Below are 18,675 nucleotides of genomic sequence, written 5' to 3' on the forward strand. Positions count from 1 at the left end.
AGTTAATCAGCAACTTGGTGAGCTTGGGACAGGGCTTGATAAATTTGCTCTAACAGCTCTTCTACAGGTAGGGTCGAGGGGAGAATCTGAGTTGCGATCGCCCCTAAAACTGTGGTCAGCTCCACCATATCCGTCATGTCCGCCATGTTTGTCATTGCTGCGGCTTCTAACAAACTGGGTTCAGCACAGGGTGGTGTTTGGTTCGCAAGCTGCCGTTGATCAAGGACCAAGATGGGAATTGGTAACTGTAGTTGGTTGAGAGTTTCTAGGGCCTGAAGCACCACTGGAGAAGTGCGATGACCTCGTAGGCAAATCAGTAATAAATCAGCGCTTTGATGCTGTAACTGTCGTAGCGCTTCCGCCCATGAGTGACTATGGAGCCCCCGTAAGCCTGCTGTTTGCAGATATTGCACTAAAGCTTGTAACCAATCTGCATCCTTGAGCGTGGTTGAAAGATTGGCTGCTAGTTCAGGGGCTGAGCTGGCAGTATCGGTGACTAAATCGGGCAAGTGTAACAAATCCACCACTAAAACGCTGGGTTGCCAGTTGAGTCCGACAGCCACTTGAATTGCCTGCATTAGAGCGGCTGCTTCTGAATTAGTCGGGTCCGAATTTGTGGTCAAGTCAAAATTGGGAGCGGCTAAACAAGGAAAAACAGATAAACCTGGTACTTGGTTTGCGGCTTGGGTAGCGGCTTTGGTGAGTGTCACTAACGGTAGGGAGGCTAAAGCAGTCTGTTGAGCTAGCGTTTGGAAATAGCTAGGCAACTCAGCGATCGCTTGGTCGATTAGGAGAACGTCAGGCCGCCAAACTCGCGCTAATAATTCAGCTTGCTCGAGATCATCTGCTTCTAAAATGCGGTGGTGATGTTGCTGGAGTAAACTGCTGAGCCTGCTGATGACTCTGGAAGCTGGGTTTAAAGGGTTAGATGCTTCGGGCGCTGAGATCGAGGGCGATGAAGTTGGTTGCACTAAGCCATGCTGCATTGAGTCTGATGGCATAGAAGCTTCAACACTACTCAAATAAAGCACCGTTAATCTACGAGTTGAGTGCGAAGTTGAGTCTAAGTTGGCAACTGAGGTGGTCAAGTGAGCCAGATGATCTTGTAGGGCTTGGCTCTGAATGGGTAAGCAAAGAAAACCATCAGCTTGATAACGGGCTGCTTGAGCTTGTTCAGCCTTGGTCGCAGTGATCACGACTGGAATATGGTAAGTTTCTGCATCCGACTTCAACAGAGTCAGCACATCCCAACCCGAAAGAAGTGGCAGTAAGGGATTGAGAAAAACAATACAGGGTTGCAAGCGTCTAGCCTTTTCTAGCGCTTCGGTTCCAGAGCGGGCGATCGCCACTCGGTAGCCTAGACTAGTAAGCTCATCCGCTAATCCTTCAATAAATTGAGCCACCGATTCTACAATCAACACCAAGCGATTGTGGCTGGAGTTATCGCGCGATGGCACACCTAGGGTTGGTTGGGGAGGGCTTGGTGGTAGCAGTAATGTAAACTGGCTCCCTTCTCCCTCTTTGGAAATAAACGTGACATCTCCTCCATGCAGTCGGGCCAATCGCTGGGTGATGGCTAACCCCAATCCTGTCCCTTCAAAACGACGAGTTAAGGGATTTTCCAGCTGCTGGAATTTTTGAAAAATTAGGTGCTGCTTGTCTGCTGCAATTCCAATGCCTGTATCGGAAATAGTGAAGACAACCCAGCCTTCCCAACGGCTGACTTTCAAGCTGATTTTGCCACTAACCTCGGTGAACTTGATGGCGTTGGATAGCAAATTAACCAGCATCTGTCGCAAACGCACTTCATCGGCCACAATGCTCTCCAGATCAGACTCAATTTCCAGAGTGCAGGGCACCATTGAAGGCGCTTCGACCATGTGCTCAACTAAAGCTTTTTCTTCGGGAAATTGCAGTTGATACGCTTGTTCAAGCGCGCGATCGCAGGTTGACTTAAGGCTGACAGGCGCGATCGCTAGCTCTAGCTGACCCGTTTCCATCCGAGTCAAATCTAAGATGTTATTGACTACCGTCATCAAGTGCCGCCCGCTTTGATAGATGAGGCTGGCATAACGAGCCTGACGCTCATTTAGAGGGCCTAGCACCTGATCTTTCAAGAGATTAGATAAACCTAAAACCGCAGTTAGCGGAGTTTTTAGCTCGTGGCTAATACAGGCCAAAAATTCGTCTTTTAAGAGGTTGAGCTGGACTAAATCAGCATTCTTCGCGGCTAAAGTGCGGTTGACCTGTTGGTCTGTATGGTCTTGAGCTAGCACCAACCATAAAGCTTCCTGAGGTGAGAAGCTTGGTAGCGCAGGGGGCGACTGGCCCAAAGTACCAACAGGGCTTGTGCCTAGGTCTGCAAGTTGAAACGGTGAAGTCGAGGTGGTGGCTATTGGAACGGGCTGTGGTTGCTGCTCGTTTGGCTGATCCCCAATCCAAGTCGATAAATCAAGCAGACTTCTACTAAATTGCCAAATCCGCTCTTGACCGTTGTCAGTCGGGCAGGTGCAAATACAACTATCCTCTGCTGCTCCTACTTGACAGTGATATTGCGCGATTGAAGAGGCAAAGAATGACAGCAGTCCAGCTTGCTGCTCAGATGAGGAAGTGCTAGGGGGAGACTTGGAGGACCATTTGGCGAAAGATGCTTGCTGTAGCTTCAAGGGAGTTCCCGGTTGGGCTCTAGAAGACAACAGTTGTTGATTGAGCAAAGTGACGCCAGGATGCGTTTGGCGGAACTTGGCACTGCCCGAGCGCATGCGACCAATCTGTTGGTTGAGTTGTGTGGAAAGCGATCGCTCTGCTTCACTCCAACCCTTGGCCTTGTTGGTTATGCCTGCAACATCTTGGGGCCGAACCGTAGGCGATCGCTGCCAAGTGGGAGAATGGTTCGGTTGGTTAGTCCCAGTAGCGGACTGTGGCCATGCCTCAGGATCAACTTCTGGAATATTCGGTTGAGAGTGCTGGTTGGGCGAACCGCCAAACTCAGAAAGCGGAGAATCTACTGTAGTGTTAAGAATCGTTCCAGCCGCTTGTCTAAGTCTTGTTAGCTCCGAAAGCTCCCCAATCTGCTGTTGCCAACATTGATTGTGATGTAAAACTCGCCCTGTGCTAGTTTGCACCATCAAAGGCAAAGGGATCTGCTCTAGAAGTCGGATTAAGAGAGCCAGAGGCTGTATGGGTGCCGAGGTAGCCGATGGAGTTACAGGTGGCTCGGCCAATTCTCTTGCAGTTGTGGCGGTGACGTGGGTTGCTGTAGGGCTGTTGGGTATGACCTCAGCGCCAGGGGTAAGTAGGGGAGCCAATAACTGCAAAAGCCGTGAATAATTCAGTAGTCCTAGAAACTCTCCGGCTAAATCTACTAGAGCCCAAGCCTCAGCAGGTCGCTCTGCTGCCTTTAGATGAGACCAGAATTGACTCAAGCTCCAAGCAGCAGGTAAGGTTGATAATGGCGTAATAATCGGTAGATCAACTGCTGATATAGGTTGATGCAGATTGAGTGTTGCGATCGCACTCGGTTCTACTCCGTCCATCGGCTGCTCCCCTCCCAAGTAGGAAACTAGAACAGGCCAATTGAGCAAGCCAATCGGTTGTTTTCTTTCATCCACGACGACTAATCGCTCGCAGCTCGCTTGATTCAGAAGGCGCAAAACCGCTGACACAGTAGCAGACTGGGAACAGGTTGGAACTGATTCAATGAACGAACTGAGAGGAGTCGTGTGCATTAATTAATGGAGACTAGCTCCAATGGGTTGGCTCGGTAGCAAGGGCAGTAAGCTGAAGCGATAAATGAGTCCCTATTGAATGACTAGTTCTGTTTGATGGAAGCAAAGAGCAATGGTGGGATACAACGATGCAAAATTGGTAATCTACTGTCTGTAGATCAAAGCTATCACCTAATAAATATTTGGGATCAGTGATTGGTTTGGACCTGACCAGGCTATGAGCTTCGAAAATTCCAATTCTGACAGTATTGCTTCATTATGGCGCTCCTCAAGAAAGCCCAACGGAATAACTAATTACAATTGATTACGGTTGTTGCTGCATTTGGAGTTAAGATTGGTTAAGATTGCTACCTGATTTGACGAAAAATTCTCTAACTTTCCTTAACTCATTGCTTTTGTTAATTATTATTTTTGGTATTGCTAATAAGACTTAGTAGTAATTTGTATCCACTTAGTTTTTTCAAGCTGGCGCGGTTGTGTATCCTCAACTGTCAATTTCAACTTTGCTGAATTCTGGTGACCTCGCTCAATCTCTAACTGCACTCTTAAGTGGCGATCGCTACAGAGTCACCCAATTCAGCTCTGAAAATGAGTTGTTTGATTTTATTGAGCTAGAAAAACAACAGATTGACTGCTTAATTTTGCAAGCAAGCTCGAACCTCAATTCCCTTGTTGAGCAGCTCCAAAGACGAGCTATCTTATTGCCTGCTGTCGTGCTGAAATCTGAGACAGCGACACGGAGTCATGAATCTGAACAGTTGGAAACTCTAAATCCTACTGAATCAATTCTGCCTGCGCCCAATACTGCCCAAATTCATCAAACCAGTTTAAGCTGCACATACCACATCGCAACCGTAGAAGTATCGATTACTGAGGTCGATCGCATGGTTCAGTTGATCCACCAAGCGATCGTTCAGTTCTTAAAGTTGTCGCCGACGCACCACACTCCCAGTCTCCAACCTGCTTCCGATCTTGTGGCTGAGCTAACTAGCCAAAACTCTTTGATGCTGCAACAGCGGCGTTTAACTGAAAAATTGAAAGAGCGGTTGGGATATTTAAGTGTTTACTACAAAAGAGAACACAAAAACTTTCTGCGATACTTGCCCCCCGACGAAAAACAAAAATTTTTAAAAAAGTTGAAGTCAAACTATAGCAATATTGTTTTAATCTACTTCTCTGGGGAAGAGCAACTCAACCAAAAAATTGATGACTTCGTTAACATGGCTTTCTTTGCAGATGTTTCAGTCTCGCAAATCGTGGAAGTTCATATGGAGTTAATCGATGAATTCTCGAAGCAGTTAAAACTAGAAGGCCGAAGTGATGACATCTTGCTTGACTATCGTCTCACCTTAATTGATACAATTGCTCACCTATGTGAGATGTACCGTCGCTCCATCCCCAGAGATTTCTAATGATTTTTTGTCTATCTCTGTTTTTAGAAACCATTGCTTAAGCCTGCTAGAAGTGAGTAGACCAAATTCATGAGTTCCTTGAAAAAAACTTACATTCTCAAATTGTATGTTGCTGGCAATACCCCCAACTCAATTCGCGCTTTAAAGACTCTCAATAATATTTTGGAGACAGAGTTTCAAGGAGTCTATGCTCTAAAAGTGATTGATGTGCTAAAAAATCCCCAACTGGCCGAAGAAGACAAAATTTTGGCTACTCCTACCCTGGCTAAAATTTTGCCGCCGCCTGTCCGTAAAATTGTAGGAGATTTGTCCGATCGTGAGAGAGTATTGATCGGCCTAGATCTTCTATACGATGAGTTGCACGAGGATGATTCTAACTTCGAGTAATCTCTAGAATTGAGTTTTACTGATCTATCTTCTCTCCCAGAAAAGCTGAACTTTTAGAGCAGACTTCAAAAGCTAAACTTAAAAGGCTATGAATCCAGATAATCAAACTCGAAAGAAAGAAGATCTATTATCAGTAGGAGTCAAAAAAATTCGCACTATGATAGAAGGCTTCGATGACATCAGTCATGGAGGTCTTCCGGTAGGCAGGACTACATTAGTTAGTGGCACATCTGGAACGGGTAAGACCCTGCTGGCAGTGCAGTTCTTATATAACGGAATTACTTTATTTGATGAACCGGGTGTCTTTGTTACTTTTGAAGAATCTCCTGCAGATATTATTAAAAACGCTTTTAGTTTTGGGTGGGATCTTCAAGAACTAATTGATGACGGCAAGCTTTTTATTTTAGATGCTTCACCTGATCCAGAAGGCCAGGATGTGGTTGGCAATTTTGATCTTTCTGCTCTAATTGAACGTATTCAATACGCAATTCGTAAATACAAAGCTCGGCGGGTTTCAATTGATTCTGTTACCGCTGTATTTCAGCAGTATGATGCAGCCTCGGTGGTACGGCGAGAAATTTTTCGCTTAGTGGCCCGCCTAAAACAGTTAGGCGCAACCAGCATTATGACAACCGAGCGAATCGAAGAGTACGGCCCCGTCGCACGTTTTGGGGTGGAAGAATTTGTGTCCGATAACGTCGCGATCGTCCGCAACGTTTTAGAAGGTGAACGGCGGCGGCGCACTATTGAGATTCTGAAACTGCGTGGCACGACCCACATGAAAGGGGAGTACCCATTTACCATTACAAATCAGGGTATCAATATCTTCCCGCTAGGCGCTATGCGGCTTACCCAACGCTCTTCTAACGTACGAGTATCCTCGGGGGTCAAGACGCTAGACAGAATGTGTGGAGGTGGCTTTTTTAAGGATTCGATTATTTTGGCAACTGGAGCAACAGGTACAGGCAAAACTTTGTTGGTAAGCAAGTTTTTGCAAGAAGGTTGCATGCGAAACGAGCGGGCCATGCTGTTTGCTTACGAGGAGTCGCGGGCTCAACTTTCTCGTAATGCTTATTCTTGGGGAACTGATTTTGAGGATCTAGAACAAAAAGGGTTATTGAAAATTCGTTGTGCTTATCCGGAATCAGCCGGGCTAGAAGATCATCTTCAAATTATTAAGTCAGAAATTGCTGACTTTAAACCCACGCGGATTGCTATTGATTCTCTCTCAGCTTTAGCCCGTGGCGTCAGCAATAATGCGTTTCGTCAGTTTGTTATTGGGGTGACAGGTTTTGCCAAGCAGGAAGAAATTACTGGCTTTTTTACAAACACCACTGATCACTTTATGGGGTCACATTCGATTACTGATTCTCACATTTCTACGATTACTGACACGATCTTGATGTTGCAGTATGTAGAAATTCGGGGTGAGATGGCGCGAGCAATTAATGTCTTTAAGATGCGTGGCTCCTGGCATGAGAAAGGGATTCGAGAATATACCATCAGCGAGCAGGGACCAGAGATTCGCGATTCTTTCCGCAACTATGAAGGCATTATCAGTGGTTCGCCTACTCGCGTAGCCTTCGACGAGAAAACAGAGTTATCTCGGATTGTCAAAGGCGTGCAGGATAAAACTGAGAGTGATTTAGAACTGTAAAATTCAGGTTGTGAAGCATAGACTGTAACAGCTCCACAACCTAGGTTTTGGCCTCAAATTCCCAAAAAGCATATCTTAGCGAAATGCTTCTCTTTGCAGAACTAGAGAAGCATTTCGCCAAGATCGTTCAGTTTGTCGCTTCAAATAAAGCGAGCATGGAGGGATTCGAACCCCCGACCCTCAGGACCGGAACCTGATGCTCTATCCACTGAGCTACATGCCCTAATTTCCTTTGTAATTGTATCACGTAAAGCGATCGCAAATCAGAAAAATCTGAAGTTTGCGGACTAACAGCGGCCAATAGCTCACTCAACCTCTAGCCCAAATTTGACAGCAAGGCTGATCTGAGCGACCTACAAAATTTTTGAAAACTTAAAAATTTCTCCGTTATTTGCTATTGCGGCGGGGCATGTTAAGCAAAGCTGCCGTGTAGTTTTCTGCTGATTCAAGGTTTCAATATTGTCTGTGTTAAAGCAGCTTTGTAAGCCAAAAGTAACGCTAAAACTACTGAAATTATTTCAAAAAATAAATAACTAAGCGAGCTTGATGTGGAGAAGGCTTCTGAACTTTTTCTGCTAAGTTTCGCTGGGTTTTGCATCTACCCTGATGAACGTAAATTATGACTCACCAAACTACTGTCGAAATCTTGCCAGTCACGTTGCCACGAGAAATTCCCGAAGGAACTGCGACTAATAGTCCAATTCGGGTGATTCAGAACTTAGAATCGCGAGTCAAAGTTTTAGATGAAGAACAACAGAAAATTGCTTTTGAATATCCAGAAGGGCCACAGCGCCTCAGAGGATTAGCAGGGACAGGTAAAACAGTTTTGTTCGCTAAACGAGCAGCCAAAATCCATGCGGAGCATCCGGATTGGAATATTGCTTTTGTCTTTTTTACGCGATCGCTTTACCAACAAATTATTGAAGAACGGATCGGGCGGTATTACCAAGAGCTGACGGACAGAGCGCCAAACTGGGATAAGCTCAAGGTTTTGCATGCTTGGGGCGCTAAAGATCAACCCGGTTTTTATCGTACTTTGGCGATCGCTGCTGGTATCAAGCCCAAAAATGTAAAAGATGTAGAACAAGAAATTGGTAAGGTTTCACCTGCTCAAGCGTTTGAGTATGTCTGTAATGGCTTGGAGCGGCAATTAGTTCCGGTGCCTTGTTTGTATGATGCAGTTTTTATTGATGAAGGCCAAGACCTGCCGTTTGCTTTTTATCGGCTAGCTCGCAACACCCTAATGGCACCGAAGCGCCTGTATTGGGCTTATGACGAGGCGCAGGGAATGGGTTCCTTAACGGTGCCAGAACCTGTTCAAGTTTTTGGTCGTGAGGCGGATGGGTCTCCAGTTGTAGATTTAGGTTTGGGACGCAATCACTCCTTTTTCTATGAAGGAACAACAATTCGTAAGTCTGAAAATCTCAATCGCTGTTATCGCACGCCCCAACTGCTACTGATGGTGGCACAAGCCGTCAACATGGGGTTACTAAGAGCTGAGGGACCGCTGCAAGGGGTGAGCAATCAAGCGGAGTGGCGAAAGCTAGGCTATGAGGTGCTAGAGGGTGACTTTACCGAGGCTAGCGTTCAGGCAGGGCAACAAGTGACGATCGCCCGACCTGCGGATAAAAACCTGCATCCGATTGACCAGGAAAATTTTGAAGCGCGGGAAGCGATCGCGGAGTTGCTAAGTCTGCAAACCTTTGTAACAGAAGCCGAAGAACAAGAATGGATCGCGCAGCAAATTGTGAATGACTTGCGGCACGGCCTTCAACCTAGCGATATTTTAATTACAGCTTTGGTTGGGGAGAATGAGAAGCAGTATTGGCAAAGCTTTCAAGCCAAACTGACCGCCTATGATGTCAAAGGTTTCGTAGCGGGTGGAGAGCCAAATCGTAATGAATTTGTGCGACCTGGACAGGTGACTTTAGCCAATATCCATCGCGCCAAAGGCAACGAAGCTTGGAAAGTCTATGCCTGCCGCTTTCACTGTGCCACTCGGCCTCTAGCTTGGAAACAAGAAAGCGAACTACATAAGCGCAATGAAGCATTTGTCGCTTTAACGCGATCGCGGGTTTGGTGCGTGGTCACGGGATTGGATGACCCCATTTTTGAGGAGCTACGCCAAGCCAAAGCTCAATACCCTCAGCTCAAGTTTCCAGCGTTTAACAAAGCATCGTTGAGACGAGTCAATGATGAACAAAGTAGTGAAGCTGAACTAGAACTAGTTGCTGGATAGCTATACTATTCGTGCAATTCTGCGAATCTGGTTCCCCTTCCCTGAAGGGAAGGGGCTGGGGGTTAGGTCGCGTTTATTCAGACATTAAAAATAATTCATCGGATCTACTGGTTCTCCAGCCTGCCGTACTTCAAAGTGTAGGTGGGGACCAGTGGAAAGTCCTGTAGAACCAACGGATGCGATCGCCTGACCTCGTTGCAGCACCTGTCCCTCAGCTACATACAGTTCGCTAGCGTGTCCGTAGAGGGTGGTGATGTCATTGCCGTGGTCGATGACTACAGCGTTGCCGTAGCCGCCATACCAACCTGCATAAATCACAATTCCGGCATTAGCAGCCCGAATCGTACTGCCATAGTCCGCACCAAAGTCAATGCCAGAGTGAAACCGCTCATAGCCTAAAATCGGATGCGTCCGCCAGCCAAAGCTACTGGTGATCGGGCCATCACAGGGAACACTCATCAAACCTGTCCCCCGAATCACAATGCTGCCTCGCCCCGCTGCTGCGTCTTTGGCTCTTTGTTCAGCCACCCGCTGCAAAATCAGTTGAGTTAAATCCTCGGAATCTTGAGCCAGTTGGGCTTCTGCCGCCTCTAAAGCCGATTGGTCGGAACGGAGCCGCTCCACTAATTCTTGTTCTGACTGGGTTTGAGCTTGCAACTCTGATTGTTGGGCTAACAATTGCTGAGCGAGGAGGGCGATTTGATTTTTTTTCTGTTCCACTTGCTGCTTTTGGGTTACAAGATCGCGAGACTCAGCAGTAAGTTGGGCTAAAGCGTTGCGATCGGCTTGGTACACCTTTCTCAAACGGTAGCGACGATCTAAAAAATCATTCAGGTTTTGGCTTTGTAGCAGCACTGCCCAACCTTGGCTTCCTTGCTGACGCTGGAGAAATCGTAAGCGAGCTACTGCCGCAGACTGGCGTTTCTGATAAGTGCGTTCGGCGATCGCTAAATCTGCTTGCAATTCTTTGAGTTGCTTCTTGGCTAACTGCAACCGATATTGATTGTCTTTGATTTGCACATCTGTCACTTGCAGGTTTTGGCGAAGCGTGCCAATCCGACTCTTGGCTGCTTTTTCCTGTTTCTGAACGCGATCGCGCTCTTTTTGAATCTCTGAGCGCTGCTTTTCGACTGCTTTTTGTTGCTCTTGTAATGTTTCTAGTGCTCCATCAGTTTGAGCCACCGACTGAGGAACTTGCATGAATGCTGTGGGAGTCGCGTAGGTTGGAGCTGCTAAACCGCTCAGCCAAAAGCTGCAAATTAAACTGAAAACCAGAGCGCACTTAAACCACTTGGCCAAACTTAGCCAAGCTCGAAGACTATTAAGGTTGAGGAGCTGAATCAACGTCACACAAATTAGGGCAAGCGGGCCAAGATAGAGCAGGAAAACTGACCTACTACTAGTAGCAGATTTTCAGGTTAGTCGTGTCACTTTTTAGTTGGCTTCCTGGTCAATCTGGCGATCGCCTTTCATCCTCTAATGACCGAGCGCCAGCGTTAGACGCTAGCCAAACATTCTGACTGGCCTAGCGAAATTTGATGTTGCGTGCTCCAACTGGATAGATCGGCTAGGGCGCGATCGCGATAGCAACCATAACGCTCCTGCTTGTTACGGATGCGCTTTTCTAGCTCAGGCAGAATGCCAAAGTTGGGCGGCATAGGTTGGAAATGCTTGGGTGAAGCAGAACTAATAAACTCAAATAACGCACCCATCATCGTAGTCCCCGGTAGGGCGATCGGATCTAGACCATGAGCTAAACGAGCCGCGTTGGTTCCCGCTAACCAACCACCAGCCGCCGCCGCAGTATAGCCTTCCGTCCCGACGAGTTGGCCAGCGGCGAGTAGAGTTTGCCGTTGCTTGAATTGCAAAGTGGGTGTTAGCAGTTCTGGTGCGTTGATGAAGGTGTTGCGGTGCATAACTCCCATACGGACAAATTCGGCATTTTCTAGCCCTGGAATCAGGCGAAAGACTCGCTTTTGCTCACCCCAACGCAGATTGGTTTGGAAACCGACCATATTCCAAAGCTGTCCTGCTTTGTCTTCTTGTCGCAGTTGCACGACCGCGTAAGGCCGATGCACTTGATTCTCTGGGGCGCGGAAGTCGCCTCTGCGGGAGTCAAACAAACCTACGGGTTTGAGCGGGCCATAACGCATGGTGTCTTCACCCCGTTTGCCCATTTCTTCAATCGGGAGGCAGCCTTCAAAGAATTTAGCGGTTTCGCGATCGAAGTCTTTGAGTTCCGCTTGCTCAGCTTGGCATAGCTCTTGCCAGAAGTGGAGATACTGCTCCCGGTTCATCGGGCAGTTCAAATAAGCAGCTTCCCCGCGATCGTAGCGAGAGGCGCGAAAGGCGATGTCGAAGTTGATCGACTCCCCCACCACAATGGGACTGGCCGCATCAAAAAAGTTCATGTACTCCAGCCCCGTGAAGTGCCGCAACGCTTCTGCCAAATCGGGGCTGGTTAACGGGCCAGTGGTGAGGACGGCAATCCCTTCACTGGGAATATCCTGGATTTCTCCCCGGCGTAACTCGATCAGCGGATGACTGGAGAGAGTTTCTGTGAGGTTTTGGCTGAATTGACCGCGATCGACCGCCAAAGCTCCCCCCGCAGGAACGGCATGCTCATCGGCTTTGCCAATGATGATGGAACCCAGGCGACGCAATTCTTCGTGGAGGAGACCCGCAGCGCGATCGCTGGATTGGGCACCGAAAGAGTTACTACAGACTAGCTCGGCCAAGTGTTCGCTGTGGTGGGCTGGGCTTAAGCGCTCCGGTCGCATCTCATGCAAAACGACGGGAATCCCAGCTTGAGCAATTTGCCAAGCCGCTTCTGTCCCGGCTAAGCCTCCCCCAATGACGTGGATCGGTGGGGTGCCAGTGGTGCTGAGCGAACTATGCACTGAATTACTCTCCTAATCTTTAAGCAGCAAAATCTTTAGGCAGCGGATGAAGTAGCGTCTGTGGAAAAGCTATAAATCACTTGCGTTTCTAGTTGGTCGCAGACGGCAGAAGGCAATTGGCTTAAGGCAAAGCTGTGACGATCGAGCTGCACTTGCAAACTCTTGAGCGGGTCAGAACCGGGAGAAATGAGAAACTCCACTTTTTGAATTTGCGGCCAACTGGCTAGATTATCCAAGATCCTGGCGATCGCTTGGACATAAGGATGAGTGGGTTGCTGATACCAATCCGCAGCAGCAACATTGGCTTGGTCAAAACCTACATGCACTGTAAGCGAAGGTTTGCCAAAGAGGGCGATCGCGACAGGACGGGCTTCTTCTTGCAGTAGCAAATCGTGAGCTTCTACTAAGTGCCGCAACTTTTCTAGGCGATCGTAACGCTCAGTGGCAGACTTGGGCTGATCTTGCCAATGAATCGCCACCGTCATTAAATAGGTCTGCAATAGCATGTGACCTAGCTTGGTGGCTTTGGTTTCTAGGTACGTGGAATTGTAGGGAGTCGCTTCAATGAGTAGAGGGACGCGATCGACAACTTCTAAACCGTAACCCTTCAATCCAGCAATTTTGCGAGGGTTATTGGTGACGAGACAAATCTTCTTCACACCTAAGTCATTGAGAATTTGTGCTCCGACGCCATAGTTCCGCAGATCAGCGGGAAATCCCAAACGCTCATTGGCTTCGACGGTATCTAGCCCTAAATCTTGCAATGAGTAAGCCTTAAGCTTATTAATTAAGCCAATGCCGCGACCTTCTTGCCGCAGATACACCACAACGCCTTGACCCACGTTCTCAATCATTTTCAGGGCAGCTTGGAGTTGCATACGGCAGTCACAACGCAGAGAGCCGAGCGCATCGCCGGTCAGGCATTCCGAGTGCATCCGCACCATCACCGTCTTGTCACCAAACTGGCTAGGGTCGCCTTTGACGATCGCCACATGCTCAGAGTTATCGAGGGCATTGCGGTAAGCGTAGATCTGAAATTGCCCAAATTCTGTCGGCAGTTCGGCAATAGTTTCTCGACCGACAAAGCGCTCATGCTGCAAGCGATAGCTAATTAAGTCGGCAATACTGACAATTCTGAGTTGATGAGTGCGAGCATATTCAATCAGCTCTGGTAAACGAGCCATTGAGCCATCGGGATTTTGAATTTCACAGATCACACCCGATGGGTACAAACCTGCTAAGCGAGCCAAATCAACCGCTGCTTCGGTATGGCCTGCCCGCTTCAGCACTCCACCTTCGCGCGCCCGAATTGGGAAGATATGTCCGGGACGACGCAAATCGTCGGGGCGAGTGGAGGGGTTGATGGTAACTTGGATGGTCCGAGCCCGGTCTTCGGCAGAAATCCCGGTACTGACTCCTAACTGGGGCGACGCATCAATGCTGACGGTGAAAGCAGTCTGATTGCTATCTGTGTTGTTCGTGACCATCAAGGGCAGATCGAGTTCGTCGAGGCGATCGCCTGTCATCGCCAAGCAAATCAGCCCTCGCGCTTTCACTGCCATAAAGTTGATCATGTCAGGTGTCGCAAATTGAGCGGCACAAATGACGTCGCCCTCATTTTCCCGGTTTTCGTCATCAACTACGACAATGGCACGCCCTGCCTTGAGGTCAGCCAAAGCAGCATCAATAGCATCAAACTTGAAAGGTTGGGTTGAGGCGGTTTGAGGCGATTCCACGGAGAAACTCAAAGTAACGACACCGTAAAGTTTTTTAAAGCTTACCTATGCTTCGATTGTAGTCTGTTTAGCGAAGTAGAGCGCTGCAAAAGCCCTGGTAAACTCGGCTTTCTGCCAAGTCGCGCTGGTGAAACTAGCACCTTAACTCAGGCGACTGATCTAGATACTGACCTAGTAAAGTTATGCCCTACTAGAGGGCAATTTAGAGGGGTAGCTTCTGATACTAGAGATTCAATATTAGCCGAAGGTGATGGGGCTAATCAGAGGCGCTAATAACTTGAAAAAATCATGGTGATTGTGTAGACCAACTTGCTACTTTAGGTACTACAATGCAGCAAAAGTTAAGCGTTTACTGTTGAACCTCAAATAAGGCCAAATATCATGGGTGATGTAGGACGCGTGCCCGTTGGGATTATTGGCGCGTCGGGTTATGGCGGCGTACAGCTAGTACGACTTCTGATTGATCATCCAGGAGTTGAACTTGTTTACTTGGGTGGAGAGAGCAGTGCGGGAAAGGCCTTTGGTGAGCTCTACCCTCATCTCAATCATCGAGTTGACTTGATCATCGAGCCGATTGATCTCGATCAGATTGCGGCACGCTGTCAGGTTGTCTTTTTATCTTTGCCCAATGGATTAGCTTGCCAAATGGCACCCGCTTTATTGGAAAAAGGTTGCAAAGTCTTAGATCTATCCGCCGATTACCGATTTTCCAATTTAGAAACCTACGAGAATTGGTACGGTAAGACGCGCAGCGATCAGGCGATCGCAGAAACAGCGGTGTACGGTTTGCCTGAGCTGTATCGCGATCGCATTGCCGAGGCTCAGCTAGTAGGTTGTCCAGGCTGTTACCCCACAGCTAGCTTATTGGCGCTCTCTCCTTTGTTGAAGCAAGGGTTAATTGTGCCTGAAACGGCTGTGATTGATGCTAAGTCAGGCACTTCTGGCGGTGGACGGCAAGCTAAAACAAATCTCCTTTTGGCAGAAGCAGATAACTCGTTCGCCGCCTATGGAGTGGCTCGCCACCGCCACACACCAGAGATTGAGCAGGTTTGTAGTGATTTGGCGGGTCATGAGGTGTTGGTGCAGTTTACGCCCCACCTCATCCCCATGGTTCGCGGGATCTTGTCTACCGTTTATGCAACGCTGCGAGACCCAGGTCTGGTCCGTGAGGATTTGCTCACAATTTACATGGCTTTTTATCGCTCCTCACCTTGGGTGAAAATATTGCCAAGTGGTGTATATCCGCAAACTAAGTGGGCCACTGGCACCAACCTCTGCTACATCGGTGTTGAGGTAGACCCACGCACCGATCGCATTATTGTGATGTCTGCGATTGACAACCTGATGAAAGGTCAAGCAGGTCAAGCGATTCAGTGTTTGAACCTGATGATGGGTTGGAATGAAACATTAGGATTACCTCAGTTAAGTTTCTATCCTTAAAGCCAAATTACTGCGACTGAAAATAAATTAAAACTCAAAGTCTTCAAGGAGTAGGTGTTAATATCTACTCCTTTTTAGTGACTGTTTTTAAGTTTTTAAGGTTACATCTGCTGACAGATGCTGCTTGATCTTGAAGTGGTTAATCTATTAGTTAATTCGGTAAACATAATATTTTTAGGAAATCATTCTCTTATGAATATTATTGCTTGGGTTATTTTAGGATTGCTTGCAGGTGCGATCGCTAAAGCAATTTATCCGGGTTATCAAGCTGGTGGAATTCTAGGCACCATTTTGATTGGCATTATAGGAGCTTTTGTTGGCGGAACGTTAGTCACGCTATTACAGACCGGAAGCCTACAACTAACTGCAACCAGCTTTAGCCTGCCAGGACTTTTTGTCGCAGTTTTAGGTGCAATTGTCGCGATTTGGCTCTGGAACTTGTTTACTAGACGTGCAGTTTAGCGGCAAAGCCCTAATAGTTTTAGGAAAAAATTATGAACATTATTGCTTGGATCGTTTTAGGACTGATTGCAGGCGCGATCGCTAAAGCTATCTATCCAGGCCATCAAGGTGGCGGTATTGTCGGCACTATGCTGTTAGGAATTATTGGGGCTTTAGTTGGTGGTAGCTTGGGCGTCTTCCTGCAAACCGGAACCTTCCAGTTTGCTGCTACTGGGCTGACATTAGGGGGTATATTTCTGGCAGTTCTAGGCGCAGTGATTGCCCTTTTCCTATGGAGCTTATTGACTCGACGCGCTGCTTAGGTAAGCATGCTTCAGACTACAAATAAAAAAGAGCCAGACTCAAAGCTGACTCTTTTTTTATGGGCTCTAAATGGACTTTAATCGATTGAAATCGACTGGGGACCATTATTCCGACCGTTCGGAGTTTCGTGATTGAACGTGGTGTGAGTTGAAGTACCCGCTTGTTGATCTAGCCAGCTTTTGACTGGGTCATCAGCCAGGTTTAGCCGAAAAACACCAGAAACTAGTCCTCCTAGAAAAGCCATTGGCTGTCGAGTTAATTCTTTGAAAATGGGTGTAAGTTCATCAACAAACATGGAAGTACTCCTGACAAGAAACCTTTTGCAGAACTAGATTAAAAAGTGATTTTGCCCTGTCGAAATTAACAGCAGCAACAACACTCTTAGCGTAACGCTCCCCTAGTTTTTTGTCTCAGGCATCATGCATTTGTCGCTATCGCAACCTGCTGGTCCTTCAACGGTGGCTTCTCCAGAGTCATAGCGGCTTAAGGCCGTATAGAAGTTGTCGGTTCTACGGCGTGCCTGCACCCCTTGCTGCAACTGTTCGTAAGTTTCTTGATCAATTTTCTCAAAAGGCAAACGGGGGAAAGGCGCATCAAAGCGAGCCAGGAGGGCCGCACTAATGTAGCCTTCTTGGTTGGCGATCGCCTGATAAATCCGTTGGGCTAGTGGCTCAACTTCATCTTCTCGCAGCTCCACCGTGGCACTGGTGTTGTGGGCGGTGTAGTGCTTCTGCACCTGCATATAGAAGTCGAATTGTGCTTCCGCAGAGAACTTCTCGATCGCGATCTGATCAGCCCCTGGCAAGTTGGCCCAAGGCACTTCGACTGGAATTTCTACCAGCCACTCTGTTACCCGTGGGTCAAAAGGATCATTCAGCAGGTTGCCATTTTCGTCTTTATCAGACTGAGACGGCACCACGCTGTAACCGTATTCAATACAAGCCAGTGCCACAGGATCATTCTTGCGGAACGTAATCCGGCGAATGTAGCGTTGAGCTTTAGGTGGGTGCCAACCGGGAGATGCGCCTGTCAGTAATGATTTAGTACCGGAAGGCTGCACAGTGGTACAACGGTTAGGACGCTTGATGTCGTGGCGATCGCAGTATTCCCACACTACCCGATGCACAACTTCTTTCCAGCGTGACAGATAGGCTTGCTCCTTCTGCTTAAACTCTAAGCCAGCCACTGTATCGGGTCTGCCTGCTTCCCACCAGTGCAACCAGTCCACACCAAAAGCTCTGACAAAAAAGTCAAACAGCCCAGTGAAAGAAACCCCAACAATCGGGTCAACTTCCCGTGACCATTGATAGCGCTCTTCCACAAATTGATGATTCAACAGCGCTGCCACAGAGAGCGCTCCTGCTTTAAACGCTTCTTCTTGTTCTTGTGGGTTATGAGGGTCTAGCTGATTAAGATGTACCTCCGCTAAATTGCAGTGAAAATCTGAGCCGATAATTTCCAATCTTTTTTGTTATCCTAGAGGCTCTTTATCCCCTAGTTCTAACGCTTCATCATTCGCGTTAGCTCCGAGTACCTTTTCTACCAAAGAACGGAAGTAGTAGAGAATTTCCTTGCGATTTGTCATCCGTCCAAGCAGCACCTTGCTTAACGTGCGCTCATCTTGAATTCCAGAGATTTGATAGGCTTGCTGATAAAAACCAGATAAAACAGGCTTAATTTTGTTGAGCTTAGCTCTCAAAATTGCCTCAGCATTGTCTCTAGCAAATTCAAGAGCTGCCTGCTGAATTTTCTCTTGCTCACCGTGAGCAAATTTGGAAAACTCACCATTGGCAGCACAGCGATGAGAGCAATATAGACGTTTCTCAGCTTTACCTGGCGTAGTTTCAAAAGTACTACCACAAAACCTACAGGTAAGACTAACTTTGACGAATCGCTCGTTCAGTATTCTTAGCCGTTGGATATTTTCAGTACTTTTGAGACGAGCCAGATTGCTAGCCAGCCATTTCTCCTTATACTCAGGGTCACACATTCTTGCTTTTGCTTTTGCGGCAATTTTGGCTCTGGTTGCATCTGAGAATTTAACACCATACCGAGGGTTATTCTCGCCTGATGTGTCCATTCCAAAGGCTCCAGCCAAGTCTTTCCACTCTTGCTTAAGCTGTTCAAATACAAATGGAGTTGCTTTGATAAGCAGCCTCAAGTCCCGCTCTTGAAAAATTTTAACTTTGACATTTTGATCAACCTCAAATTGCTGAATTCTTGGTAGATCAAGTGCATAGTTAAATCCACCTTTAATCTCGACATACTCTTGGGAATTTATCAGGTAGAAGTCTGGCTTGTAACTTCCGCCATTGGAAAGCTGAAACGTTTTCAACTCATAGCTCCAGGCAAGATTTAGATAATCGAGATATCTAGCATAGATGTATTCCAGAGTGGACTTAAGGTAGTAA

The 18,675-nt window shown here is 47.5% G+C and carries 14 protein-coding genes and 1 tRNA gene; 7 read left to right on the forward strand and 8 right to left on the reverse strand.

Annotation, left to right across the window (positions count from 1 at the left end; translation table 11 throughout):
* Positions 1–2: 2 nt before the first annotated feature.
* Positions 3–3,611 (reverse strand): ATP-binding protein, encoded by a 3,609-nt coding sequence (locus H6F72_RS17740; RefSeq protein WP_199299142.1) that lies wholly within the window; start codon positions 3,609–3,611, stop codon positions 3–5.
* A 593-nt stretch (positions 3,612–4,204) separates the two neighbouring features.
* On the opposite strand from H6F72_RS17740, the gene H6F72_RS17745 reads away from it, so the two are divergent.
* The 3 genes from H6F72_RS17745 to kaiC all read left to right on the forward strand — a co-directional run bounded on the left by H6F72_RS17745 (position 4,205) and on the right by kaiC (position 7,184).
* The gene (locus H6F72_RS17745; protein ID WP_190438411.1) at positions 4,205–5,140 is read left to right on the forward strand and encodes a circadian clock protein KaiA; all 936 of its coding nucleotides are present in this window, start codon (positions 4,205–4,207) and stop codon (positions 5,138–5,140) included.
* 69 nt (positions 5,141–5,209) lie between these two features.
* Entirely contained in the window at positions 5,210–5,527 is a 318-nt protein-coding gene (gene kaiB, locus H6F72_RS17750) for a circadian clock protein KaiB (protein WP_190438414.1), read from the forward strand.
* 88 nt (positions 5,528–5,615) lie between these two features.
* Positions 5,616–7,184, forward strand: a complete 1,569-nt coding sequence (gene kaiC, locus H6F72_RS17755; RefSeq protein ID WP_190438417.1) for a circadian clock protein KaiC — start codon at positions 5,616–5,618, stop codon at positions 7,182–7,184.
* Positions 7,185–7,334: 150 nt separating this feature from the next.
* Here kaiC and H6F72_RS17760 read toward each other — a convergent pair.
* A tRNA-Arg gene (locus H6F72_RS17760) sits at positions 7,335–7,407 on the reverse strand.
* Positions 7,408–7,803: 396 nt separating this feature from the next.
* Here H6F72_RS17760 and H6F72_RS17765 point away from each other — a divergent pair.
* Positions 7,804–9,423 (forward strand): DEAD/DEAH box helicase, encoded by a 1,620-nt coding sequence (locus tag H6F72_RS17765; RefSeq protein WP_190438420.1) that lies wholly within the window; start codon positions 7,804–7,806, stop codon positions 9,421–9,423.
* A gap of 84 nt (positions 9,424–9,507) precedes the next feature.
* Here the strand turns inward: H6F72_RS17765 and H6F72_RS17770 are convergent, their stop codons facing one another.
* From H6F72_RS17770 to ribBA, 3 genes are all read right to left on the reverse strand, one after another.
* Positions 9,508–10,623 (reverse strand): murein hydrolase activator EnvC, encoded by a 1,116-nt coding sequence (locus tag H6F72_RS17770; RefSeq protein WP_190438424.1) that lies wholly within the window; start codon positions 10,621–10,623, stop codon positions 9,508–9,510.
* A gap of 296 nt (positions 10,624–10,919) precedes the next feature.
* The gene (gene trmFO, locus H6F72_RS17775; RefSeq protein ID WP_190438426.1) at positions 10,920–12,323 is read right to left on the reverse strand and encodes an FADH(2)-oxidizing methylenetetrahydrofolate--tRNA-(uracil(54)-C(5))-methyltransferase TrmFO; all 1,404 of its coding nucleotides are present in this window, start codon (positions 12,321–12,323) and stop codon (positions 10,920–10,922) included.
* Positions 12,324–12,358: 35 nt separating this feature from the next.
* On the reverse strand, positions 12,359–14,059 hold the full coding sequence (gene ribBA / locus H6F72_RS17780) for a bifunctional 3,4-dihydroxy-2-butanone-4-phosphate synthase/GTP cyclohydrolase II (protein ID WP_190438429.1): 1,701 nt from the start codon (positions 14,057–14,059) through the stop codon (positions 12,359–12,361).
* A gap of 381 nt (positions 14,060–14,440) precedes the next feature.
* Between ribBA and argC the strand changes: the two genes are divergently transcribed.
* From argC to H6F72_RS17795, 3 genes are all read left to right on the forward strand, one after another.
* Positions 14,441–15,499, forward strand: coding sequence for an N-acetyl-gamma-glutamyl-phosphate reductase (argC, locus tag H6F72_RS17785; protein ID WP_190438431.1), 1,059 nt, complete (start codon positions 14,441–14,443; stop codon positions 15,497–15,499).
* Between the two features lie 192 nt (positions 15,500–15,691).
* Positions 15,692–15,961 carry a GlsB/YeaQ/YmgE family stress response membrane protein gene (locus H6F72_RS17790; protein WP_190438433.1) on the forward strand — a complete coding sequence of 90 codons (270 nt, stop codon included), beginning with the start codon at positions 15,692–15,694 and terminating at the stop codon, positions 15,959–15,961.
* 32 nt (positions 15,962–15,993) lie between these two features.
* Positions 15,994–16,263 carry a GlsB/YeaQ/YmgE family stress response membrane protein gene (locus H6F72_RS17795; protein WP_190438434.1) on the forward strand — a complete coding sequence of 90 codons (270 nt, stop codon included), beginning with the start codon at positions 15,994–15,996 and terminating at the stop codon, positions 16,261–16,263.
* A gap of 77 nt (positions 16,264–16,340) precedes the next feature.
* Here the strand turns inward: H6F72_RS17795 and H6F72_RS17800 are convergent, their stop codons facing one another.
* The 3 genes from H6F72_RS17800 to H6F72_RS17810 form a co-directional block, all read right to left on the reverse strand.
* The gene (locus H6F72_RS17800; RefSeq protein ID WP_190438435.1) at positions 16,341–16,559 is read right to left on the reverse strand and encodes a hypothetical protein; all 219 of its coding nucleotides are present in this window, start codon (positions 16,557–16,559) and stop codon (positions 16,341–16,343) included.
* 102 nt (positions 16,560–16,661) lie between these two features.
* Complete coding sequence (gene nrdJ / locus H6F72_RS17805; protein ID WP_199299144.1) at positions 16,662–17,726, reverse strand: ribonucleoside-triphosphate reductase, adenosylcobalamin-dependent; 1,065 nt, start codon at positions 17,724–17,726, stop codon at positions 16,662–16,664.
* A 9-nt stretch (positions 17,727–17,735) separates the two neighbouring features.
* Positions 17,736–18,599 (reverse strand): hypothetical protein, encoded by an 864-nt coding sequence (locus tag H6F72_RS17810; protein ID WP_190438437.1) that lies wholly within the window; start codon positions 18,597–18,599, stop codon positions 17,736–17,738.
* Positions 18,600–18,675 lie beyond the last annotated feature (76 nt).

Source organism: Trichocoleus sp. FACHB-46, from assembly GCF_014695385.1.
GTDB lineage: Bacteria > Cyanobacteriota > Cyanobacteriia > FACHB-46 > FACHB-46 > Trichocoleus.

Bases quoted from the DNA above. Each gene is read 5' to 3' on its own strand.
- kaiB (WP_190438414.1), top strand. From the start codon at position 5,210: ATGAGTTCCTTGAAAAAAACTTACATTCTCAAATTGTATGTTGCTGGC.
- kaiC (WP_190438417.1), top strand. From the start codon at position 5,616: ATGAATCCAGATAATCAAACTCGAAAGAAAGAAGATCTATTATCAGTA.
- H6F72_RS17765 (WP_190438420.1), top strand. From the start codon at position 7,804: ATGACTCACCAAACTACTGTCGAAATCTTGCCAGTCACGTTGCCACGA.
- H6F72_RS17770 (WP_190438424.1), bottom strand. From the start codon at position 10,623: ATGCAAGTTCCTCAGTCGGTGGCTCAAACTGATGGAGCACTAGAAACA.
- argC (WP_190438431.1), top strand. From the start codon at position 14,441: ATGGGTGATGTAGGACGCGTGCCCGTTGGGATTATTGGCGCGTCGGGT.
- H6F72_RS17790 (WP_190438433.1), top strand. From the start codon at position 15,692: ATGAATATTATTGCTTGGGTTATTTTAGGATTGCTTGCAGGTGCGATC.
- H6F72_RS17795 (WP_190438434.1), top strand. From the start codon at position 15,994: ATGAACATTATTGCTTGGATCGTTTTAGGACTGATTGCAGGCGCGATC.
- H6F72_RS17800 (WP_190438435.1), bottom strand. From the start codon at position 16,559: ATGTTTGTTGATGAACTTACACCCATTTTCAAAGAATTAACTCGACAG.